Annotated in this window: 17 protein-coding genes and 1 CRISPR repeat array (1 of these 18 only partly in view); of the genes, 5 read left to right on the forward strand and 12 right to left on the reverse strand. The window is 38.0% G+C overall.

The genetic code is table 11. The annotated features are described in order from the left end of the window. Positions 1–2: 2 nt before the first annotated feature. The 3 genes from otsB to istA form a co-directional block, all read right to left on the reverse strand. A complete protein-coding gene (gene otsB, locus GYK50_RS03970) occupies positions 3–695 on the reverse strand; it encodes a trehalose-phosphatase (RefSeq protein ID WP_212564498.1) in 693 nt (230 codons plus the stop codon). Between the two features lie 86 nt (positions 696–781). Beyond that, positions 782–1,519, reverse strand: coding sequence for an IS21-like element helper ATPase IstB (istB, locus tag GYK50_RS03975; RefSeq protein WP_212564304.1), 738 nt, complete (start codon positions 1,517–1,519; stop codon positions 782–784). Further along, on the reverse strand, positions 1,512–3,077 hold the full coding sequence (gene istA, locus GYK50_RS03980; RefSeq protein ID WP_212564305.1) for an IS21 family transposase: 1,566 nt from the start codon (positions 3,075–3,077) through the stop codon (positions 1,512–1,514). The genes istB and istA overlap by 8 nt, the downstream gene beginning before the upstream one ends. Positions 3,078–3,610: 533 nt before the next feature. Between istA and GYK50_RS03985 the strand changes: the two genes are divergently transcribed. The 4 genes from GYK50_RS03985 to GYK50_RS04000 are packed head-to-tail and all read left to right on the forward strand — an operon-like array spanning position 3,611 to position 11,820. Then, positions 3,611–4,582 carry an Arc family DNA-binding protein gene (locus GYK50_RS03985; protein WP_212564306.1) on the forward strand — a complete coding sequence of 324 codons (972 nt, stop codon included), beginning with the start codon at positions 3,611–3,613 and terminating at the stop codon, positions 4,580–4,582. A 53-nt stretch (positions 4,583–4,635) separates the two neighbouring features. Then, a complete protein-coding gene (locus tag GYK50_RS03990; RefSeq protein WP_212564307.1) occupies positions 4,636–6,270 on the forward strand; it encodes a site-specific DNA-methyltransferase in 1,635 nt (544 codons plus the stop codon). Positions 6,271–6,273: 3 nt separating this feature from the next. Beyond that, positions 6,274–8,973: a DEAD/DEAH box helicase gene (locus GYK50_RS03995; RefSeq protein ID WP_212564308.1), complete on the forward strand. Its 2,700-nt coding sequence runs from the start codon at positions 6,274–6,276 to the stop codon at positions 8,971–8,973. A gap of 3 nt (positions 8,974–8,976) precedes the next feature. Continuing rightward, entirely contained in the window at positions 8,977–11,820 is a 2,844-nt protein-coding gene (locus tag GYK50_RS04000; protein WP_212564309.1) for a TrlF family AAA-like ATPase, read from the forward strand. 142 nt (positions 11,821–11,962) lie between these two features. On the opposite strand, the gene GYK50_RS04005 is transcribed toward GYK50_RS04000, so the two are convergent. Beyond that, a complete protein-coding gene (locus tag GYK50_RS04005; RefSeq protein WP_212564310.1) occupies positions 11,963–12,211 on the reverse strand; it encodes an HAD hydrolase family protein in 249 nt (82 codons plus the stop codon). Between the two features lie 400 nt (positions 12,212–12,611). Here GYK50_RS04005 and GYK50_RS04010 point away from each other — a divergent pair, with 400 nt between their 5' ends. Then, positions 12,612–12,974: a hypothetical protein gene (locus GYK50_RS04010; protein WP_212564311.1), complete on the forward strand. Its 363-nt coding sequence runs from the start codon at positions 12,612–12,614 to the stop codon at positions 12,972–12,974. Between the two features lie 592 nt (positions 12,975–13,566). Here the strand turns inward: GYK50_RS04010 and GYK50_RS04015 are convergent. From GYK50_RS04015 to GYK50_RS04050, 8 genes are all read right to left on the reverse strand, one after another. Beyond that, positions 13,567–14,016, reverse strand: coding sequence for a hypothetical protein (locus GYK50_RS04015; RefSeq protein WP_093068641.1), 450 nt, complete (start codon positions 14,014–14,016; stop codon positions 13,567–13,569). A gap of 224 nt (positions 14,017–14,240) precedes the next feature. After that, on the reverse strand, positions 14,241–14,801 hold the full coding sequence (locus GYK50_RS04020; protein WP_212564312.1) for a hypothetical protein: 561 nt from the start codon (positions 14,799–14,801) through the stop codon (positions 14,241–14,243). Further along, entirely contained in the window at positions 14,798–15,019 is a 222-nt protein-coding gene (locus GYK50_RS04025) for a hypothetical protein (protein WP_071002014.1), read from the reverse strand. Before GYK50_RS04025 ends, GYK50_RS04020 begins: the two co-directional genes overlap by 4 nt. 73 nt (positions 15,020–15,092) lie before the next feature. Next, positions 15,093–18,431, reverse strand: coding sequence for a tyrosine-type recombinase/integrase (locus tag GYK50_RS04030; RefSeq protein WP_212564313.1), 3,339 nt, complete (start codon positions 18,429–18,431; stop codon positions 15,093–15,095). Further along, positions 18,418–20,898 (reverse strand): site-specific integrase, encoded by a 2,481-nt coding sequence (locus tag GYK50_RS04035; protein ID WP_071002012.1) that lies wholly within the window; start codon positions 20,896–20,898, stop codon positions 18,418–18,420. Before GYK50_RS04035 ends, GYK50_RS04030 begins: the two co-directional genes overlap by 14 nt. Further along, the gene (locus tag GYK50_RS04040; protein WP_186474084.1) at positions 20,895–21,410 is read right to left on the reverse strand and encodes a hypothetical protein; all 516 of its coding nucleotides are present in this window, start codon (positions 21,408–21,410) and stop codon (positions 20,895–20,897) included. Before GYK50_RS04040 ends, GYK50_RS04035 begins: the two co-directional genes overlap by 4 nt. A 373-nt stretch (positions 21,411–21,783) precedes the next feature. Next, complete coding sequence (locus GYK50_RS04045) at positions 21,784–22,209, reverse strand: LexA family protein (protein WP_093068652.1); 426 nt, start codon at positions 22,207–22,209, stop codon at positions 21,784–21,786. 16 nt (positions 22,210–22,225) lie between these two features. Then, positions 22,226–23,536, reverse strand: coding sequence for a Y-family DNA polymerase (locus GYK50_RS04050; protein WP_201587515.1), 1,311 nt, complete (start codon positions 23,534–23,536; stop codon positions 22,226–22,228). A gap of 162 nt (positions 23,537–23,698) precedes the next feature. Continuing rightward, positions 23,699–25,171: a CRISPR direct-repeat array (repeat unit 32 nt; unit sequence GTTTCAATCCACGCACCCGTGATGGGTGCGAA); it runs 7,350 nt beyond the window's last position.

Below are 25,171 nucleotides of genomic sequence, written 5' to 3' on the forward strand. Positions count from 1 at the left end.
CCTTAATAGTGAGAATTGACTTTTATTACTCCAGATAGTGAGCTATCACGTGTTTGGCAAAAACTTAGAAGGTTACGGAGTAAGTTTGTTACTTCCTTAATATCGTTGACATAATAATGAGCACAGGTCGACTCCCTTCCTACTTTAATGCCTAGCCCTTTTGGTGGTTGTTCTAAGCCTTCTACTATCTTTTTTGAATCTTGTATGGCTCTGAAACCGGCTTCATCAGTAATATCATCACCAATAAAAATTGCACAAGTATCATTGCTAGCTTTGTTCATTATTTTGCCTAGTAGGTATAGAATGGCAGTCCCTTTATTTACACCTTTTGGTACCGCTTCCCAAACATATTTTCCAGGTTTTAACACCCAATCAGGATAGGGTTTTAATACTTCCTTCATCAGGCGATAAGCCTCATCAGCCAAAACGGGATTCTTTCTGAAGTGTAAAGCGACGGAATAAGGTTTACTTTCTACGAAGAAGTCGTCATAGAGGGCACAAGAGCGGAGGATATCTTGCTTTATTTTATCTAGTTCTAAGGTATCAATAAAAAGCGTATTTACCTCATTCAGATCTTCGTCTTCGAATTTACTAAAACTACTATTTAATGCTATTTCTAGACCGTGAGTTGCTGCAATCGGTAACTCTATAGGTGCCAGTGGAAAATACTGCCTATCGTGAACACCTATTCCTATAAAAGATGGACACTTTCATAAACAAAGTGTCCACCTGATTCTTGCATCAAATGGACACCTAATAAAGATACTATAATATTAAAAATTTATTTTAAGGATTGTAACTTTCTCATAGATTCTCCGAACAACTCAATTTTATGAGAATTGTGGACAACTCTATCAAGTATTGCATCTGCAACAGTTTTATCCTCAAAAAAATCATACCATCTCTCAGTTGGAAATTGACTAGTTAGAATTAGGGCACCATTCATGGATTGTCGATCTATAATTTCCAGCAGCGTAGGCGATACACTAGCATCAATACCACCTATTCCTATATCGTCAATCATAAGAAGCCGAGTCTTAATGAGTTTTTGGCGGTACTTAGCCAATGAACCATCAAGTATCGATAATGAGATGTCTTCAAACAATTGATTTGCATGGATATATAGTGTACTTATCCCGAGCCGACAAGCTTGATTAGCTAAAGCGCAACCTAACCAAGTTTTACCACACCCTGTAGCACCTGTTACTATGACATTCTGATGTTGTTCAATCCATTCACATCTAAATAAGTGACTAATATCAGATTTTTTAAGTTTACGACTGGCTTTGTAGTCAATACTTTCAATCACAGCATTCGAATATCTTAACTTAGCAGATTTAAGTAACCGTTCAATTTTCTTATTTTTTCTTTCATTAATTTCAATATCAAGAAAAACGCTAAGCTGCTCCTGAAAGCTCAAGTCATTATCAATATATGCAGATGGGCTATCTTCAAGAGACTGGGCAAACGCCTTCAAATTCAATTGCAATAACTGATCACGAGTTATGTTCCTAAGCATGAGATGACTCCTGAGCGTTTTCAAAAGAAGATTTAAAATATTCTGAACCTCGAATATTAGAATGATTGTTTACAAACTTAGAGGCTTTATGTGTATCCATCCGTTGATACGTCCTACGTTTTAAAATGGATTTAATGCGCTCGATTGAATAAATATTGAGACAGACTGCGTATTCAAATCCAGAAGTTATATCAAAATTGTCGCTATTTTCTATTAACCACCTCTTGAATGCTTGCAGTCTTCTAATAGCGTTTGCACGACCGCTTCTATTTGATAAGTTCTCCTCAAATACTATCGCTACGCTTTCGTCGACTCCCTTTGCCCATCTTAATAGTCCGTCTGAATCCAGCTCACCTAGCATTCTGTGTTCAGGCGGCATATGTTCCTGTTTGATGCTATAGTTACTAGCCTTGTTCTTAGTATGTATTGCAATACACTTACGTTCAAAATAAACTTCGACTAAATTATCTGTATGACGCACATCGACTTTTTGACCAATATAGGTATAAGGTACACTATACTCACAGTCATCTATTTTTATCACATAAAATTTATTGACTGTTACATCGTATCGCCAGTTACATATTTCGAAATCGCGTTCGGGTAAGGGGCGAAGTGCTGGATAGTCTATTTCAATATAGTCCGCATAACGACTATTTGGATAAGAATCAGTTATGCTGTCGTTCAACTCCTTTAACTCTGGTCGTATAGCCTCATTTAACTCTCGAATAGAAAAAAACTTTCGATTCCTGAATTTAGCTAATATTTTATTTTGAACGACTTTCACACATGATTCTACAAGCCCTTTATCTTGAGGTTTTTTAGGTCGTGCTGGCATAATAATGCAGTCATAATACTCACATAACTCTTTATAGGAGGCATTTAAGACCAGATCATTTTTTGTATTTTTAATGACAGCAGATTTAAGATTATCTGTAATAATTTGATTAGGTACACCTCTGTAAAATTTAAACATTTCAACATGACATTCAAGCCAGTGTCTTATTTGCTGAGAAGGAACTGCGTAAGCAAAAATATAGCCCGATGCGGGTAGCACAGCAACAAAAATTTGCGCTTTTAATACTTCTTTATTGTCTTGATATATTTCAACGGTGCGTCCGCCAAAGTCGACCTGAATTGACTCTCCTGCTTTATGAATCATACGTTTAGAAATAGCTAAAGAGTTAGTATATTCTTTAAAAAGCGCACAAAAACGAGAATAAGATAGTGATTCTTCTTTGTGAGCTTCACAATACTCCTGCCATAGCAACTCGAGCGTGATATCACGTTTTTGGAGTTCTGTATAGACGTATACCCAATCAGGTTGGGGTTTCTTATTCTGAGGAATAAACTCTTTATTAATACCCAATCTTTCTTTAAGCTCAATATCATCAAGTTCATTAAGCTGACTGATATCAAATGAGGAATCTTCAACCAATCGTTTGATCTTGCCGACTGTTGTTGGCGACACTGTAACTGTTCTAGCAATTTTACGATTACTCATTTTTTTGCTGATACAGTTTAAAATTTGACGAATTTTTCGCATACATAATTTCATTATTACATCCTCTTTTTTTTCGTAAAAGTAAAACACTACTTATAGTTACTCACGTTAAGAGAATAACTATCGCCTTTGATTACATTTAAGTAGAGGATTGCGATATGACCACATTTGACAGCACTATAAATGTGACACATAATAGAGGAGTCTTCCCAAGACACTCTGTACAGCAGTTTAGTTCGAGCTAAATTGCTGTGCAATCCTTCCTTTATATTCCAATCTATACTCAGTTCATGTCACACCTCCTTCTCTTTAAAAGCTCATTATTTTTTTGTTGCTCCTGATAGATGAGTTTCTCTATATATTTAGATAATGATTGAAATTTTAATTTTGCGTCTTTAACTGCAAAGCTTTTTAGTTCTTTGGATATTCGTACGTTCATTTGGACTGAGTCATTCATGACTTATACCTCTTAGAGCTTCTGTTACAAATAATGGTAGCATTGTGCTAACAACCTTACAAGGCTTTATTACTATATTTTTGTGTTAAAATTTGACCTATCATTATGCTAGCTCTCAGGAACTTACTACATGACCAAAAATGTTCAATTTAACCTTCGGATTCCGACTGAACTAAAAGAACGAATAGCAGTAGCGTCTCAAGCTAGCGGCAGATCTATCAATGCTGAAGCTCAGTATCGTTTAGAAAAATCGTTTAATAGCCAGAATGGAAGCTATAAAGAAGCTATTGTAGAGCTAAGAGAGTTTTTTGATTCTCATTTGCGTAAAAACCGTTTAGAAGAAATATCTCAAAAATTGAACTTCCTATTAGAAGAAGCTAGAGCTGTCACAGGTACGGATTCACCCAGCATTTCTAGGGTAGCTGAGGCGTTAGGTTATAAGACAGTAGGCTTAACGGAAGATTGGTTTGAAGGACGTAAAGAACCTGATTTTGAAGTACTGACAAAGATAGCTAAATATTTTGGTGCTCAAGAAAAGTGGCTGATTCACAATGAAGGTAAGCCATTTGAAAAGATTGACTTTGAGTTTAGCCGTGATATTGAACGTAATGCTGAACAGCTCTTATCAGGTTGTACCGATGGTTCTGAGGCTCAAGCCATTTGGTTTGTTAGAAACCAATCAAAGAATGGAGAGCTGATTATAGTTAAACACTTTAATAGTTGGCATGGTCAAGTATTAGATACTCGTGTCCACGTTAGTAATACAGTTGGTTTTGGTGGTGCAGAAGATAGAGCATTGATGTCTTTAACTTTAAAATATTTATGTAGAAAGCATCTACTGAAAACTTACGGTACTATTGTGTCTGAAGCCGATTATGACAGATTACTATGGGAAAAAGAAAACCCTATTAAAGTTATTCAGAACTTCAGGCGTAGTACTTGGATTGAGGATATTTGGGACAAATCAATGTATATGAAAGAAGAGAATAGCTACTGGGAGGGGTGGATAGATATGTGTCGGTCAAACGCTACCTTTATTGAACATGACGATTACTCTCCCAAATTATCAGATATAAGCTCTAATATCTCAAATTCGATTTAAGAAGCTACTTACTAATAAACCATTTAAATATAAATATACGAGTTAGGAATATTATGCCATTACTAGACTGGGTGAACCGTAATCAAGCTGAAGAGACAGCTGATCAAGTACCATACCACTTACTTAAATTTGAAGAGTCTTATGGTGATAGTGAGCAATCAAAGGACAACCTTATTATCCAAGGTGATAATTTACAAGCTTTAAAGGCGTTACTTCCCTTATATGGTGGCCAAGTGAAATGTATATTTATTGACCCGCCTTATAATACACAGAACGCTTTTGAGCACTACGATGATAAATTAGAGCATTCTCAGTGGTTGTCTTTATTATATCCCAGACTCGTGCTGTTACATGAATTACTATCTCAGGATGGGTTCCTTTGTGTTCACATTGATGATAAAGAAGGGTCATATTTAAAGGTAATGCTTGATGAGATATTTGGCAGACAGAACTACCAAAATACAATTTACTTACAAGTTAGATATGCTGATAAGACCTTGAAAGAAGATATGGCATATCATAAGCAAATAGAGTATCTCCTGGTTTATAGGAAGTCACATCTAGCTAAACCTAATAGGCCTCAGTTAAGTTCTAATAATGATAAATTTTGTTATTCCATCGAAACTAAATCAGAACCATCAAAAGTGGTTTCAATGGGGGGGAAGCAGGTAGAAGTATTTAAAAAAGGTGACTATAAAATATTAAAACACGATAAAGGATTTAACGAGGGTTTAAAGGAAATTTGGGCAAGTGGAACTATTTTAGATGGGAACTCATCAGGTCGCTTTTTCAGAGATTATTTGACGGAAAGAGTGTCTGAGGATGGCCTTGGTGCTTTATATAAAGTACCTAATATTGGTGATGATATTTATGACTATAGGTACTTTACTGGACCTAAAAGATCTGGAGCTACTAAGGGAAAATACTATCAAGGCGTGCCATTAGATAAATTGGAACAAACGCATAAGTATGTTCCTATACCTAATTTTTATGACTTTGCTGACCGTTTTGGTAATTGCAGGAACGAAGGAGGAGCAGCATTTAGAGGAGGTAAAAAGCCTGAAGATTATATCAAAACTATTCTTGAAGTATTTTCTAATGAAAATGATTATATTCTAGATTCTTTTTTAGGATCAGGGAGTACCGCTGCAACTGCCCATAAGATGAAACGTAAGTATATTGGTGTAGAGATTGGTGAGCATGCAAAAACGCTTGTTTTACCACGGTTAAATGCAGTAATTCAAGGGGATACCACAGGTATTTCAGATAGTGTGAATTGGAAGGGTGGAGGAGGATTTAGTTTCTACACCTTAGGTTCACCAGTATTTGATGAACAAGGTTTCCTTAACACAGATGTCAAATTTTCAGATTTAGCCAGTTATGTCTGGTGGCTAGAGACAGGTTCTTCCTTGCAAACTTCTAAAGCCGATTCACCATATATAGGAACTTACAATAATATCGCTTATTACTTGCTTTATAACGGCATATTAGGTGATAGAAGACCAAATAGTGGCAATATACTAACGCATAAAGTATTAAGCTTAATAAACGACTTACATCAACATGAAGGTAAACGAGTCATTATTGGTGAAGCCTCAAGAATCGGTGAACCCAGACTAGAAGCTCTGAATATTGAATTCAAACAAATTCCCTATGCACTTTATGGGACTCAAGCGAGTAAGGACTAAAAAATGACATTAAGATTAAAAAACTACCAAAAGCAATCGCTTGAAGCACTAAAAGAATTCTTCATCTCATCTGCCACCGCTGGTGCTAAAACTGCTTTTGAAGAATGTATTTCAGAATATAGCTTGGAATCAATTCCATATAATGATCGCCTTGATGGCATTCCAAGTGTTTGTTTGCGTGTACCTACAGGAGGTGGGAAAACTTTAATGGCAGCGCATAGCATACCTATTGCTGCTGAGCATTACGCTAATACAGATACTCCTATTGTTTTATGGTTAGTTCCGACTGACATGATTAGAAGCCAAACATTGGCAGCACTATCTAATCTTAATCATCCCTACCGTAAAGCACTACAAGGCTATTATGGCGATCGTTTAAAAATATGTGATATTGAAACACTACAGACTCTTAACAAGCATGATATTGAGGGCTCTTGCGTAATCGTCGTCACGACCATTCAAGCTTTTAATATTGATAAGGAAAAAACCTTTCAGCGTAATGCTTATGCTTTTGATGAAAACTTAAGTGAGTTCTTTAGAAACCTAACATCCAAACAAATAGAAACGCTTGATACGGTCACTGAGGACACTTTGAAGCATCAGCCTTTCCTAACGGATAAAGATATTGGCAGAGTTAAACACTCATTAGTAAACCTGTTTAATATTTATAGACCTATCGTTATAGTGGACGAGGCACATAAAAATCGAGGCGGTAAGAGCTTCTTCCCCACACTCAAACGTCTTAACCCAAAATGTTTAGTTGAGTTCACCGCTACGCCTAAAGACAATAATGTTTTATATTCAGTTTCAGCTGCTGAACTCAAAGCAGAGAATATGATTAAGTTACCTATCGTATTAACTGAACATCCTAATCAGGCGTGGCAAGCTTGTATCCGAGATGCTTTGATTCATCGTCAAAATTTAGAGCTATTGGCTCAAAAAGAACAGGACTATATTCGTCCTATTTTGTTGATTCAAGCTCAAGATAAGAACGGCGAAGCGAATGTGGATGCCGTTAAAGAATATTTATTGTCAGATGGCAGCATTGATGAAAACTGGATAGCGATTTCTACAGGCTCAACTAAAGAGTTAGATGACATCAACTTGTTTAGTGAAACATGCCCCATCCGTATTGTCATAACGGTCGAAGCATTAAAAGAGGGTTGGGACTGTTCGTTTGCTTATATATTGGCAAGTTTACAAAACATTAATTCTGCAACGGATGTTGAACAGCTTTTAGGTAGAGTGCTAAGAATGCCCTATGCCAAAAAGCGCTCTCAGAGTGATTTAAATAAGGCATATGCTCATGTAATTTCAGATAGCATATCTATCGCCACATCAAACCTAAAAGACCGTATGGTCGAAAATATGGGCTTTAATAAATGGGAGGCAGATGCTGCAATAACACCCCCAACTCAAGGTGATTTAAACTTAAATAATGGTGATAGTAGTTCTACCAAACCCAAAGAACCAGAGGTTGCTGTACCTTTACCTTTCAATTTCGAAGTAGATAAGATTCCTACTGACCTACAATCATCTATAAAGAGATATGAAACTAGTCAAGGGTCATCATTAGTAATCCTAAGTGGTACTAGTGATGAAGAGTTTGATCGTATTCAAGATGCTGTTCTAAATCAAGCAACACCTAAACAACAAGAACGTACTCAAACCTCTTTTGAAGAAGCTAGATCTCAAAGGCAAGCCGCTAATGCGCCCGAAAATTGGAATGCTACTTTTGCCCCCATACCTCAATTAGGATTAATCTTTGATGGTGACTGGCAATTAGCAGATAAAGAAGCAATTGAAGACAGCGTGGAATGGAATCTCTTAGACTTTCCAGTCAGTTTAGAACAATTCAGTATCCGTGAGACTGCATCCAGTTTTGAGATTGATGTCAACATAAAAGAAAAAGCACTTAATTATACTCATGTTGATACCCAACAGCTTCATTTTGAGGATATGCCAACACCAATTTCAGAAGATGATTTAATAAATTGGTTGGATAGAAAAACGAGACGAACTGGCTTAACACAAGTTCAGCTGAGAGCTTACTTAGTGAGGCTTTTATCTCATTTAATTAATGAACGTAAATTTAGCTTAACTAGCCTTCATAGAGCACAGTTCCAATTAGTTCAAGCCATTAATAGCGAATTGAACAGACTATTTAGCTTGGCTCGAACTAAAGCTTTCCAAGGTGATTTGTTCGATAATTTAATTGTGAGTGATGAACTCACTCTAGAGAATACTTTTGAGTTTAAAGCTGGGATCTATCCTGTCAGAAAGCCTTATCGTGGTAGCTATAAATTCAATAAGCATTTTTATGCTCAAATAGATGACTTAAGAGAGAAAACTGATTCAGGTACTATTACTGAGGAGTTTAAATGTGCGCAATTGTTAGACTTTCACCCAAAAGTAAAGCATTGGGTTAGAAATATTCCGAAAAAGCCCCAGTCTTCTTTTTGGCTGCCAACTCATAAGGATTACTTCTATCCTGATTTCATCGCTGAACTTACTGACGGATCTATATTCGTGCTTGAGTATAAAGGCGGACATATAGATACAGCCGATGATGCTCGTATTAAAAACGATGTGGGTAAACAATGGGCTAAAGACAGTGACGGTAAGCGCATTTTCTTGATGGCGAAAGCACAAGATAAAGTAGGTCGAAGTTTAGAAGAACAGATAAATCAAGCTATTGGATAGACTATGAATAATAATTATCAAGGAATGAGATGGTTAAAGTGTGATCTTCAGGTTCAAACACCTGAAGATGCAAAGCACTGGTTAGATAGTGATTTACAGTTAGGTAATCCAAGGATAAACAAAGAAGATGAAAATGATATTCAGGAAAAAGCAAGAAAGTTTCTGAGGCGATGTCATGAGCTAGAGTTGGATGTTATTGGGTTAACTGACCACAACTTTAGTTCTAAGAAGAATCCGAGAGAGTGGTTTTCTCTTCATCTCTTACAACAAAATAAATCAGTTGCTAAAGAGTTTAGTAGAAATCCGATAACTATTTTGCCGGGATTTGAAGTTGACATTGGTTATCATGTGCTTTGTCTGTTTGAGCCTGCTAAAAAGCAATCAGATCTTGAAAAATGTAATAAGGTTTTAACGAAGCTCGGATTAGCTGAAGATGAGAGGTTTAAGTCAGGTGAACCAGTTAGACTTAGGCGAAATGATCAAGACGTTTCACTAAAACTATTGATTGAAACCGTACAGAATGAGTGTGGCGGTATAGTAATAGGTGCTCATGCAGATACTGATAATGGAATTATCGACAAAGGTCATAAAGATGATTTTAAAAATGAATCTCTTTATTGTGTAGAAATAACACAGAACCCTCCCTCTAATAAAATTAATAATATTCTTAATGGTGCTGATCGAAATTGGAAAAGACAGGTTAAACAACCTGCATTTATAATGTCATCTGATGCTAAGTCTCTTAAGACTGATCAAAACGGTAATCCTAATCCAAATAGTTTAGGATACCGTTATACTTCGATAAAAATGTCCAGTCCTTCAATTGAGTCATTGAGACAAGCTTTTCTAGATCATTCATCTCGTATCAAGTTACCTGAAGATGTCAACAATGATGTGCACCCCCATATACAATCCGAAAAAAATGTAATCAAATCCATTTCAATCAAAAATGTAAGCTTTTTAAGAGATCAGGAAATACACTTTTCACCGTATTTCAACTGCATTATCGGTGGTAGAGGTAGTGGAAAATCTACACTTATAGAGTATCTGAGGATTGCTTTTAAAAAAGATAGTGATTTAGAAGAGCAGATAAATCTAGAAAAAACTAAACGTGTTAAGGATACACTTAGTCCTCAAGATGCAGAAATTGAAGTCCAGTGGCAAAGTGACCAGAAATCTATAGATACTATAGTGTGGAAGAAAGATAAAGGAGAGTCTACATTAACCAATCGAGATGTGATTGATGAGGAAAAATACTTCGATGATTTGCCCATTAGCTTTTACAGTCAGCAACAGCTTAATGACCTTTCAGAATCAGTAGTTGTTATTGATAGTAATAGACAAGCCACAGGCTTGCTATCACTTATTGATAGCTTTATCAAAGACGAATTATCCTCTTTACAACAGCAAGAGCGGGATACCGTACTAAAAATAAAACAGGCTTTTGCGGATCAACAAAGGATTGATGAATTATTAGTGGCTTGTAGAAAGCTTGAACATGATATTAATGAAATTAATCGTAAGCGTTTAGCAAGCGAAGTAATGCAAGAAGAAGCAAAAAAACATGAAGCTCTTAGTTTTGAGAAAAATCATATTGATAGCGTAAAACAGACTATTAGGTCTTATAAAGAAGTTTTCAATGAGCAAATAAATTTACTTGCAAATTACCAGCCATGTTTTTCTAATCCTGAGACACCAAATTACAATTGGATCAAAAGTTTTGATAATGAAGTAATTTTAGCGATTCAAGAACTAAAGGAAAATATAAGCAGAGATATCGAAAACTTTAGCTCAAGACTGAACAACTATGTTAGAAATGAGCAGTCAAAACAGGTTCTTTATCAATTAGAAAGTGCAAATGAGGCGTTCGAGAAAGCTTGTCTGGGACGAGGAATGTCTATTCAGGATTTAAATAATTTAAGTAATCTGCAAATAGAAGGTGCCGCCAAACAGGACGAACTAAATCGCAAAAATCATCAAATTGAGACAGTTAAATCCGAGACTGAAGATTCAGAAGGTCTTATTAGTGAGTTGCATAACTTGTGGCATCAGCAATTTATTCTTCGTGATAATCTTGCAACGAGAAAAAGTTTTCCAACAGTACAGAAATCTATAATTAAGATTACCGTTGCTGAGCAAGAAAATTATGTTAGCTTTAGGCAACACTGGAACGATTTTTCACCCTCAGATAAACGCACACGTTTAGGGGGTAATTGGGAGGATATAGGTCAAAAAATTTATAATGACTATGTAACTTCTGGAAAGGAGCATGCTTCTTCACCTTGGGAAATGTTGAACAGCTTGTTAGATCATGAGGTCAATGAAGCGAATGTAGAGTTTAAACCTGATATTAAAAAAGAGCTATATCAGTACATTATAGATAAGTCAGAACAATGGTTAAACTTACGTTGTAAGCGAGTATCCGATAGTGTGGATATTGAGCTTTTTAGGAAAGATGGTAGTCGAGCTGGTAGTATTTCTAAAAATGACCTATCAGATGGACAAAGAAACACAGCAGTGTTGGCATTATTGTTATCTGAAGCAGGAAACCCATTAGTTATCGACCAACCTGAAGATGAGTTAGATTCCAATTTTGTCTATAATGAATTAATCCCTCTTCTTAGGGATACTAAACATAAGCGACAACTAATCATAGCAACACATAATGCCAATCTTCCAGTTAACGGAGATGCTGAATTGGTTTATGCATTTGATGTTGAAAATGGTAGAGGTGTTATGAAAGCGTGTGGTGGCTTAGACAATTCTAAAGTAACTTCAGCAATCTTAGATATTATGGAAGGGTCTGAAGAAGCTTTTAGAAGAAGACGTGAAAAGTATAGTTTTTAGAATATTCAATTTATTAACTTGAATCTAATAGGTTAGTTGTGAATATCAATTTAATCTATTCTTCATTTAAAGGAATTGATTATCTGTCCATTTACTATGAGAATGAGTGCTACTAATGACTTAATACTTGGTGATCATTTGATTAGGAATATCCAGCCAGTAAACTTCTAGCTTCAACAAGACTGCGACCCGTTACAATAGCGACTACAATGCCATGTTTTTGTAGTTCCCGTAATATACTTAAAGTTGAATATGGTACGATGCTATCTTTAGGGTTTAGTGTAAAATCTGAAAGCGTACCGTCTATATCTAAAAATAAATAGCAATTTTTCTGATGTTTTAGATAATCTACTAGTAAATTCGGTTGCATATATATAGGGTGACTTTCCATACTAGAAATAGTTCCTGAAGTAATACTTCCTTATATGTTTTTTAGCTTATAGATTCCAAACGCTTATAGATAAAAATTGATAATCAGTAAGTTTTTTAATAATATAGTCATAAAAAAAGCCAAACATTGTCAGCTTTTATAGTAAAATTACTAGACTTTTGTAATTAATTAAATTTATTACACAGTTTTATTTTTAAGTTAAGGCTTATTTAAAATACTGTAATAAATTTTATTTTAATAGCCTGATATAACTATATTACTTAAAAAAGCTATTAAAATTTAACAAAAACATCTTAGTCGGCATATGTATTAATATTGGAATTCATTTAAAGTAATAGTTAAGTAGAAATATTCAATACCATAATTAATGGTTTATCTTAACTTTATTAAGGATATTAAAATGAAGACAACAATCTCTAGCCATTCACTTCAAAGTAAACTATGGATGGCATTACTGGTCAGCGTTGTAGGACTTAGTGCTTGTAGTAATGAAGTGGAAGAGACGCCAGATAGTACGATGGACACGACTGAAGCTACTGCTGCTGAAGTAGGGACGGACTCTACTATGGGTGAAACAACCACGAATATGGACATGGCCGATACAAACAGTCCTATGGATCCAGCTGGTACAGCCACTACCGACACAATGATGGATAGTACCACTACCGATGAAATGATGGATGGCTCAGTCACTAGTGATACAACAATGGTAGACGAAGACAATACGAGTTTCAATCAAGACCCAGTAGAAAGTGCTCAATAAATCGTAGATGTCAGAGTAGAATCGACCTATATTTGGATTAAACTTAAAATAGGGATAACAACTTCTCTTAAGCTCACAAAAACTAATAAGTTGTGTGCTGAATACTTAGAAATATCGACGGCTTTACTATAACGAGAAAAGTAATTTTCTTATTATAGTAAAGCTGTCTTTTTATTGAGAGTTAGGTTCAAATAGCTTTGATAATTGAAGAGCATGACTTACTCATTAACTTTTTATAGAGATATCAAAAAATTCTGATGAGTATTAAAAAGTCTATCCGATAAAAAGCGTAATATATCAGGGTAAGCTCAATCTTTTACAATGTGCTAAAAGAAACTATCAAACTCAACTATAGCTATAGGCTATTGATAGAAAAAAGCATAGCGACTAGTCTCATAGTTCAAAAGTCTGTTATAGATGGTTCCATTATATCAGTCTGTTTTAAGTAGTCTGTTAATAGGTTTTTGGGGTGAAATAGCTGGTTCTGCTGGGGTATAGTCAAAGTTTCTTGCTATATATTTTGATGAGTTGAACCTAAAATATATGCTTTGATATTGACATAATCAATTAGACAGTGCGGTTGATTTTGAGCTTAACTTGTGACTTTTTCAAGAGGTATAGTCTTTAATTCTATTTTTTTGCATTCAAAAACTATTTCTGTATCACCTAATAAAAATAGTGAATGTATGATATTACTATCAGGCATTACGTCTACTTCATGTACCATTATGGTGATTGGTAATATACAACAATTGATATTAACATTCACAATACCGAAATAGATGATTTCTATTAAATCTTTGCCTTGTCTTTGCTCGATCTTCAACGAAATCCTATCATTTTCTAAATCATAATAAATCGTCTGGATTATGCCTTTATTAAGCGTCTTCTCTCTATTATCTATTCCGTTTAAATCACTTGATAAAATCGGGCTTAACTCATCCCTATGTTTAAGTATCTTAGGAACTACTTCATGATAGTAGTACGTAAAATCCCAAGTATGCTCTCCATAAGAATTTACAAAGTGTTTGATGTATTTCATTATAACTATCCTTACATCTGACCCTACCGTTAATCTAGTAGGAAGTAACTTGAAAAATTTTCATCATATAGTAGTTCGATGCCTGTATAGCGCACCGATCACGAATAGAATATGTATGGTAGGTACACCATGAAGTACACTGTGACTATTTCAGCGAGTTAAAACGTTGATACCATTAGCCCACAGCCAAATATTCAAGTCCTCACTAGGGTACTGTATCCTTTTCACTCTATAAAATCCATAAAACGCCAAACCCAGTAATAAAAGAATGCTATAAATATAATAAAACCCGTATTCATATACGTATTCATACCCTTTATAGTGTCTAAAGTCCCCTGATAAGTGATTACCTCATTAATTTCAGCTTCGACATCTTCCACATTAAGACTTACCATCTGTCTAATTCCATTATGAAACCCTAGAAAATCTTTCTGTATATACCACCCTATCACGGCTTTTTTACCTTCAATAGGTTCTAAATATTTTTTGCCAAAACAAGAGGAGCCAGTGTCAAAAGCTGAGTAGCTGCACCCATATACTTCTTTACGGTTAAGGTCATTGAGATCTAATAACATAAAAATGTGATTTCCCTCACCAACATTCAAACTACCTACAATACCTTCACTATAATTAAGCTCAGACTCTAAAGGGAAGTCTCTACCTTGCCAACTCAGTATTGCCCAAGCTATTAGCGATATCCAAGTTAATAGCAGAATGACTATTTGAACTTTTCTAGTTAATGTTAATACTTTGAATTGCTTCAGTCGTCTTGTTAAGTGTCTCACTCAGTATCAAGCCCTTTTACCAAATCTGCCATTAAATCCTTATCCGTTTGTCTGCTCAAAAAATCCAACAGATTATCGGCTGTATATTCCCTTAAACCGTCTAATGAATCCTTCTCTAAAGCATCTACAAGAACAGCACCCAGTAGTATTTTTTGCTGTGTCAGCTTCTTATCTAATTTCTGTTTTTCTTCTAAATCACCACTATCCAGCAAGCTCATATTTTCCCTTAAACTAGCAAATCTATTTATTCCGATAACCAAGCTCATTTTAAAAGAATTTAATGTAAGAAACTTAACTCAAAATAGATAGCTTTTCATCTGTAATGAGCATCATATGAATAAAAAACCGTAGTAGCGGTGAGTATTGCCATTTGTTCATCTGCTCTCTATGGTCTTGACTAGCAATACCGATATGGAGAGCATTTTTCGACTCATTAGATTGTTGCTTAATGTCTTGATAATCAGTAGATGACATAGTTTGCATCAATAGATCTTCGTTGCTACTTACCAGCCAACGTTTCAAAGGCAGCAATTTCTCAGCAATATCAATGAAACGCTGCAATTCTTTTTCATCTCTTTTTCCAAATGGTAGGTATGCTCTGCTAACAGACAGTTTTTCACGACATATCTCAATAAACCAAGTCCAGTCAGTCTCTGATTTTTCTCGTAGACGATAGGCATTACTTAACAAAAGCGAGAGCAATCTTAAATCACTTTGGTATTGAATGTTCAGTGGACTCAGTACGGAATTCTTTGAATCTGATAGCTTAACAAAGCGAGGTTTGCCGCGTTTGGTAGTGATAGCGGCAACCTCGCTTGCACGTTCTATTAGAACCTTTGCATCGTGAATAGAGATATTTGCTAACTGGGCTGCTTTACTTAAAGGCAGCTCTTCATCATAGGCCTGTAATAGCAGCTGTACTCGATTTAGACCATAACGACCAAACAATTCATTATTGGCTGGCGTATTGGTACTCAAGAGAAATTTCTTATCACAGTTCTCTATCGTAAATTTTGGTGACTTGCGTTTGCCTTCTATAATATTTTTAAATAAAAGTGTACGAATACTAGGTATGCTGACGCTACTATTACGAACATTCGCATTATTTTCCTTAAGCTTTTTGTTTGTAAACCCTGTTACGTTATACAGCGTCCGCTCTGGCAATGTTATATCTGCTTTACTAAGCGCATAGGTCGCCATCAGTGTGGCAAAGTGGTTGTAATACTCAAAGCTCCGCTCAGGCGATAAGTGTCCCATAATACCTGAGAGAGCATACCAGCGATCTTGTGCATTGATATGCTCTCCGAGTATGCCTTGTTTGATGCGAAGTACATCGCTTTCGTCATAATCGGTAAGGGCTTCTACGAGATCTGAATGGCCTACTAGCACCAGAGATAGGTTACTCACTGCCGTATGCCTAAACCCATGAAAAGTATGGTCTGTAACATTATCAGCTACCGATATGTCTTTTAAGATTCGTTTGAGTAACTTTAACGGAACATGGTCATCAATAGGGCGTTGCTCTGATGATAAGGTAAAGATAAATTTGTTTGAATTGCCGCCGATATTACTTTGCACAAAGTTAATAAAAAAACTCAGTTCATTAGGCTTTAAGAGGGCAAATAAGGGAACGCGGCGAATACTACTTTGAGTCTTAGTGGGACGATAGCTATTGGGCCTGATCACCACTGAGGGTGTGGCTGCCTTTAGACCTTCGATGTCATTATACTTAAGACCCAACAGCTCTTTTTTGCGCATCCCAGTACGATAGACTAAGATAAATAAAAGCGCGAACATCTCCCGCTCCAATATATCTACAGAACCCAGTATCTGCGTAATAATGGCTTGGTACGCTTGCGGTGATATCAGCTCCGCACGTACACGCCGACCATTTTTGGACTGCTGGAAATTCACAGAGGGAAGGTTGTATTTGCTCTTGGCAAAGTTGTGCATACTCTTTAATAAATTGGCAGAATATCCAATATCAGTATTGTTTCGTACGACAGCTTTGTATTCTAAGATGTCTTCATAGAGCTCTTCAAACTCTTCTTCTGACCAAATATCAAGCGGCTGCGCTGTTGTGAAATATAACCATTCATAGCCTATGGTTCTGATATATTTCAAAATAGACTCATTGCTAAGCGATTTTGATTCTTTTCGATTGAGTAAATTCAACACCCAATCTAATAAAATTTTTTCACTTAAGTCATCGTATTGCTTATAACGTTTTTGTACTCTTTCAATAAGAGTAGGCGGCTTTTTGCTGGTTTTTTTCTTTTTCTGTTTTTCATCCGTTTTGAAGTCTTTAGTCAGATTCATAATTAAATCAGACTTTCTAACCTCTATCTTTTTGGTAGAACTACTACTAGATGACTCGTTTTGATTAACAGAGCTTTTGCTGATAGACAGCGTCAAAATATGTTCTAGATTATACGGCTCCTCTTTATACTGATATTTTTGGTTCAAGAACCGACCAAAGTCTTGCGTACTTAATCCTGCAGTATTATGCATACCTCGCAGCACCCCAACTGAAGCATGGTCGATACTAGCGTCATCGAAATCCTCCCAGTAATAACTGGCGTAATATAAAAACCTTGAAAAGGGAAGTGGTTTAATACCTAAAGGCTTGATCACGTCAGACAAAGCCACGGTCAAGTATCGCTTTATCTTATCTTCTGACAGCTTGGCAATGATATGTTTGATTTCTGCTTGACTGCTGTTTTTATGATAACGCATCAGCCAACACTGACTGACCACATCTACAATGATTTGCTTGGTGTTATAAAGCTTATCACTTTCTTCTTCGCGCTCGTTACCAAAGTGCTTTTGTACAAAACGCGGCGAGACCATTATCCTTTCTTTGATGAATGGCTGATACTCTTTGGTGAGCAATGAGATAAGCCACCCTTGAAGCATTTGTACCTCATTGATACCGCCATACACAATTCCTGAGAATATCAGCCAGCCTATAATCTGCTCTTGGCTGTAATTGGTGTTCTGCTCCCAATGATGCTCTACTGCGCGAATGATTTTGACCAGCGCCTTACCGTCTTTTAACCAAGCTGTATTTGTAATTAGTGGATTGATTTTAGTAGGCTGTGGCGCGATTATCTTAGGATAGTGATGCTCAGCAAGCATATAGTGCTTATTTTGATAGTCAATGAACTTGACGATGATTTGCCAAACATGTTTGAGTGTTCTAGATGACTCGTAAGCTTTTGCTATTTTATTTTCAATGATTGACTGAAACTCATCAAATCCCTCTTGGGACAATGGCTCCAATTGCCTGTAAAGCTCTATCTGAAACTGGCTTAAAGATTGACTCCAAGATAGCCATGACAAATCAAAATAATCGCTAGAGCTTGGCGAAAATGAAAAGATGCGCTCATTGGGCCAAAGCGCTTGTTGGTAGTATTTATTAAAAGACTGTATGAATCCGATACTTCCAGGATGAACCCTTTTCAACGACTCCCATTCGGTTTGTAAGTCGGCGAGTAGCTTTATCTCACGTGTCCTTGCCGTGTCACTGTCTTTGAGTATAGATGGGTAAGGCACGTAGCGCTTTTTTCTACCATCAAACTTTGCTAAGTCATCAATAATTTTTGGCAGCTTTATTTCATTTATTAGCATGATCAACCTCTGCAGTGCTTGTGCCGACATGATTTGAATTAGGATAATGATTGATTGTGATATCTGATAACCCAAGCTGTGCTGCGATCTGTTCAAACACAGACGCTACACGCTTAATATCTGCTTTACTACTTGATGAGAAACGTCCCAATACTTCTTGACGAGCTTTTTCATGACCAATAACTGTGTTAATCAGCGATAAGGAAACGCCAAGATTTTCAAGCTGCGTACGAACAAAGTGGCGTGTCCAATAGGGGTTGGCGTCAATGATGTGTTTGGTCATATGATAAGCATCGCCACGCTTAATGTCTTTAAGAGTAGGGGAGTTAGCACTAGGAGCTCGTTCATACAACAGCTTTAATAGTGTTTCATCATTACCCAAACGGATATTGTCAATGATAGCGCTGATGTCATGATAACCTTGATGCTTTGCCTGATAATTAATCAAATACGCTCTATAGTCTGTTAGATGGCGTATCAGTGTCGGGCATAGCGGAATGAGACGATCACTTTTGACCTTCTTAACAGGCTTGTCATTGATGAGCAGCCAACCCATATCAAGATCAATATCGTACATTCTGCCAAGACCGTTGTTTGGTCGCACGCCGGTTAAAAGGCAAAAGACAAACCATACAAAAATACTGGTTCTGTTAAAGTGCTCCTCATCGTTTGAACTTTGATCGGTCCAGTACTTCATCTCATTTATGATGTCGCAAACTGTTTCAATCTTCAACGCAAACCCTGACCCCACCGTATATTTATGCCAGGCGGAGATATAAGTCAGGTCAAAATTACTATTGCTATTAAATATGTTCAGTGCTGATTTATAGTGAGCCATAAGTGCTTCGCTAGTGTGGCTACTATAGTACATCGCAGGAGCATGGGACGCAGGCGTGCGACAGATGATATCGGCGATATGCGCATGGCAATTAGGTGTATAACGAGAGAGCACGACATGTAGTGCGGTCTCTATACGATTGACGGACAGGTACGGCAATCCAAGGCTGCTACGCAAGGCGGCAAGATAAGCCGTAAAATCTTCTTTTGACGGCAACTCGCAAGCAAGTAAATCATCTATAAGCCATGATGGTAGTGGAACTTTGATGGTATCAGAAGTATTTTCATAATCCTTTTCGGGCAATGTTTGGCTTGTCGATCTTTTAGTAATACCTAAACTGTGTTCAATGTAGTATTTTTTACCTTTGATTTTGAAAATATTAGGATGACCGATATAGCCGGGTATTAGTAAGGATTTAACTGGCAACCCAGTAATCATAGATAACAATAAAATACCAGCACAGGTTTTATCAGTCTCTGTTTCTGGTAAGGTGCTTGCATCTTGGTTGAGCGCAGCAAATAACGCTTGGTAGCCGGCAAGGGAGAGTAAGCGCGTGTTAGAGTTAAGCGCGAGATTGCGCTGAGACATATAGTTTTGCTGTAGCGATAAATCTATAGTTTGGAGCGGTATAGAGTATTTGATTAACGGGTTTGGATATTCGCCATAGCTGACATAGGGTGCCTCATGGTGATCAATACGCTCTTCAAAGCTAGTAGTTAGATCTTCATAGGTTTCTGTATTAGGGTCTAAAAATGCAAGATCTATGGCGATAGCACTGTGTTCTATATCGTCACGTGTGCTACCCCATGCATCATTGCTGGACGTAGTATTCCAGTTATGCCTAGTTGCAGTGGTGTCTACAGGATATTTTGATGTGTTATCTGCTAGGTTGATAGCTTTAACTTTAATGTTCTTAGGTAGCTTTTTACGCTTAGGTTTTGGCTTCTGTGGCACGTGCGCGTGTTGATAGGCAGTCGTTATTTTCTCTATTTGGCTCAGTTTATCTTTTGCCACTTTCTTTTCTTCGGCATGAGTAGCTTGCTTATCATTTAACAATTCATATGCACTTTTTTGCTGCTCTAATAGATCAGTGAAAATGGTGAGTATGCTTTCCAAACTCATGGTCATTTGAGGTAAATCAGGTAGTTCACGCCAAATCCATGTTCGTCTAGAAGATCTTGAAAACTGCGCCTGTTTAAATTGCATCAGTATATTTTTGGTGTGTTGTTTTGTACTATGCTGCATCAGTATCACACTGGTGTGCATTGCTATGGCTAGCCAAATTAACCGTTTCTGTAGGTAGTCATGCTGATGTTCATTGATAGAATGTTGCATGAGAATAAGCAATTGCATGATGAGTGGTTTTTTTGCTAATTCTGATCTACTAATAGTCATAGAAAGCCGAGGAACTGGCCTTCTTTGTAATACCTGTAATATTAATCTTAGTAGATTTTGGGGATTATCATCTGGCTGGCTATAGCTATTGTGTACTGCTAAAGTGATCTCAGATATGGCAGTCGATACTGCTTCTGGATATATAAAATTCTGGTCATTATCAATTTTTTTAATGATTTCTGTTAATGCTGGCGTATCAAGCCATTCTAGCTCTTCATGAGCATTCTCAGTCATAAAACACCCTCAGAAGGTCGCTTGTAATAGGTTTGCTCACTTATATTTATAAGCCGACAAAATGTAGTAATAGCAAAAATATTTTTGCCAAATAATTTTTGGTTTATCTCTTGATCCAAGATCTCGTTTAGCTGCGTGTAAATGAGCTTGATATCTATTTCTTTATTGTATTTTGCGATGAGATAAATAAGCTCGTAAAAACTGATGTCGAAATTAAACTGATCTTTTGGGATATATCTCACAGACACTTTTTGTCCGAGTACATTAAAATCAACATCAGGACTTTTGATCAAGTGAAAAAGCTCAAAATTATTGACTAAAAACCATCTTTTGTCTTCTTTGATAAATAATGTGGTTTTAGTCCAAGCAGCGCTATGCTTAAGTTTAAAGGCTTCACTAATGAAGGGTCTGATATGACAGGTATAAAGATTATATAGTTCAAGAACGCCTTCAAATATGAGCACAGGAGTTGTCTGCAGCTTGGCAACTGTTAATGATTTTGATGGATTCATAAACACTCCACTAAGATAATGATCTAATGTGGTCGATATGCTTCATTTATTGACCTCTACTCTTATCTTACTATTACTTGCTATCAATTAGATCCCACCTCGTCAACTAGACGACAATACGTGACGCATCATTTTACTTTTAGAGTTACTTATAGAAGAGCAATGATAATTTGCTCTGAAGCGCTTTAGAAATGAGCTAGAGTTAGCAAGCACGTGGATAGGGTAGACAGAGTGGAATTCTAGGACAACGGCTTACGGATCTTAGATAGAGATTTACCAGTGTGCTGCTTAAATATTAGGATCAAGAGCTTATATGACATGGATGCAGATTGATATCTGATCTTAGGACATAAAAAGAATTTTTTATTATTTCTCACCTCTTAAACCGCCTAACACTACTCACCACCACCCCAAACAGCTCAAGCGAGCCTTTCACCACGATATCTGCATAGTTCTCATTGTGAGCTCGTAAGATAATATGCTCACCGAGTATCAGCTGCTTGGCGGTAAAGCCGTCATCGACTAGTGCAATCACGATATCTTTATTCCTAGCGCTTAATGAGCGATCTACAATCAAGATATCATTGGGGTAGATACCCATATCGATCATGCTATCGCCTTCGACTTCTACTAAGTAGGTTGTAGTTGGACTGTGAATAAGCAGTGTGTTTAGATCAATGCGGTTTTGCACATAGTCCGTCGCTGGACTTGGAAAGCCTGCTTTAACTCTATCGCTGTATAAAGATAGCAATACCGTCTCACCTTCGTCAGTCAGCCTTCCTATTATCTTAACGCTCATTGAGTCCACCTTTGATTTAATCTACTTTGGGTATTTGGTTGATATTTGTGGTATAGCACGGCGATAGCATGTCGCGGCTCATTTTCCATGACTGCTTATCTTTAATGCCTTCGCTTGCGATAAACACAGCAGACTGCTGATTACTGTTTTGACCATATCTTTTATTGAGCTGATCCATAACGGCAATAACCTCTGCGCTCTTTGAGGCACTTTGTTGGTTGGTTTGATTGTCGCTACTATCGTCTGCAAACAAGTCAGGCTGTACCTCATCATGCGGGCAGATATCGAAGAGCATGACGCCAGCTTTGGCGTAGCGAACATCTTTTTTAAAGATCTGAGTCAATATCTGCCGAGCAGCGGCTACCATCACTCTAGTATCAGCGGTTGGGGTTATAAACTGACATTGTCCGGATATAGAGGTATAACTCTCTGTTTGACTAAACGGGCTATTCTTAGCAAAGACGCTTAAGTAATGACAGACGCTGTCTTGTTTACGTAGTTTGTTGGCCGCTTTTGCCGCATGACTACAGACTGCTTGACTCAGCTCATCGGGGCAGCTAATGCGAGTGGAGAAAGAGCGAGAAGAGATAATCTGCTTCTTAGCCTCTACCGCCTCAATACCAAGACAGCTTTGACCATTAAGCTCTAAGCAGGTGCGCTCGAGTACCACCCCGAAGTGCTGTCTTATTTTCGCAGGCTCACAGACGGCGAGCTGATAAACCGTATGAATACCCATCTCATTAAGTCTGACCTTATAACGACGACCCACACCCCATACCTCACCAACATCAGTGATCTGCATGATACGTCTTATCCATCGAAGATTATCTAACACGCAAACGCCTTTAGTAGCGGGGTGCTTTTTAGCAGCATAATTGGCAAGCTTTGCCATGGTTTTAGTACTGCCCATACCCACACATACTGGAATGCCAGTATACTGCTCGACAATAGCTTTGAGCTTACGCCCATAGCTATCAAGATCCGTCATTGCAGTAGGATAATCAGCTAAGTATAAAAAGGCTTCATCGATAGAATAGACTTCAACAGTAGGACACAGCTTCTCAAGGGTGCTCATGACTCTGTGAGACATGTCAGCATAGAGGGTGTAGTTAGAGCTAAAGACGGTAACATCGTTTTGCGCGCAAAACTCTTTGACCTGAAAGTATGGTACGCCCATCTTGATACCGAGCTGTTTTGCCTCACTGGAGCGAGCGACCACGCAGCCATCATTGTTAGACAGTACGACCACTGCCTTACCTCTTAGATCAGGGCGAAAGAGCTTCTCACAGTTGGCATAGAAGCTATTGCAATCAACAAGAGCATACATGGCTGTCTCAGTAGATGGATGGCATAAAAAAAAGCATAACCAATCACGAGTATTTACGTGATCAGAGATGCCTTTGATTGTAGAGATAGCGAGCTTGAAAATTCAAGAGCGAATAAAGGGTAGACGACGATGGTTGTCGTGAGGGTTTAAGAAGACATAGTAGTTTCAATCCACGCACCCGTGATGGGTGCGAACAGGGTTAAGCGTGCGCCAGTCAAAATTAGGCGGTTTCAATCCACGCACCCGTGATGGGTGCGAATCTTTAGTCTTTATGTCTTTATAAGTGTACGGAGTTTCAATCCACGCACCCGTGATGGGTGCGAATCGCGTACTAACTAAGGAGATAGGTATGAGTGAGTTTCAATCCACGCACCCGTGATGGGTGCGAAGATAAGCATCAGTGATAGATTATGAGTGCGTCGTTTCAATCCACGCACCCGTGATGGGTGCGAATTTGTGAGATTCATTCGCTCAGCTTGGCAGATGTTTCAATCCACGCACCCGTGATGGGTGCGAAAGTGGTAGTTGCAACAGCAGGTAAATTAGCTGGTTTCAATCCACGCACCCGTGATGGGTGCGAATTACCCCGAGTCAAAAGGTGGTGCTACCACGCTAGTTTCAATCCACGCACCCGTGATGGGTGCGAACGTGCATGACGAAAAAACCGAGACTAAGCAAAAGCCGTTTCAATCCACGCACCCGTGATGGGTGCGAATTGAGTGCCGCGATGGTTGCATCGGTAAATATCAAGTTTCAATCCACGCACCCGTGATGGGTGCGAATGGTACTCATCAATAATCGCGCATGACGGGCTTGTTTCAATCCACGCACCCGTGATGGGTGCGAATCAGGCTCGCCCTGATAGCGTCCATTTCTTTTGGTTTCAATCCACGCACCCGTGATGGGTGCGAAGGCAGGCATACAGCCCCATAGCTATTACGTCTGTTTCAATCCACGCACCCGTGATGGGTGCGAATACCTTGATGGGTTTAAAAAAGAGGGCTTTGTCGTTTCAATCCACGCACCCGTGATGGGTGCGAACCCAGGCACAGGCAACGGACAAACTGGCGATAACGTTTCAATCCACGCACCCGTGATGGGTGCGAACTTGCTCTGTTGGTTGCCCCTGTACCGGCTGTTGCGTTTCAATCCACGCACCCGTGATGGGTGCGAATTAAGCTGTCCATGTACGCTTTGGCGTTTTTCTCGTTTCAATCCACGCACCCGTGATGGGTGCGAAAGATAAATCAGAGAGCGCTCATAAGTTTTTTAAGTTTCAATCCACGCACCCGTGATGGGTGCGAATATCCAGTTGTACGCCCACCCAAAACTCGAATAGTTTCAATCCACGCACCCGTGATGGGTGCGAACGCAATTCCCCGAATACACGAAAGGCGCAAAAGTTTCAATCCACGCACCCGTGATGGGTGCGAATTATCGAAGGCGTGACGATGGTTGAGCGCGTAGTTTCAATCCACGCACCCGTGATGGGTGCGAACGTGATATGTATCGTGATAATTTGTCACTAATCGGTTTCAATCCACGCACCCGTGATGGGTGCGAAGTGCAGATTGATACTCGCAAATGGATATTGTCTCGTTTCAATCCACGCACCCGTGATGGGTGCGAATGCTT

It is taken from the genome of Psychrobacter pacificensis (assembly GCF_018336615.1).
Lineage (GTDB): Bacteria > Pseudomonadota > Gammaproteobacteria > Pseudomonadales > Moraxellaceae > Psychrobacter > Psychrobacter pacificensis.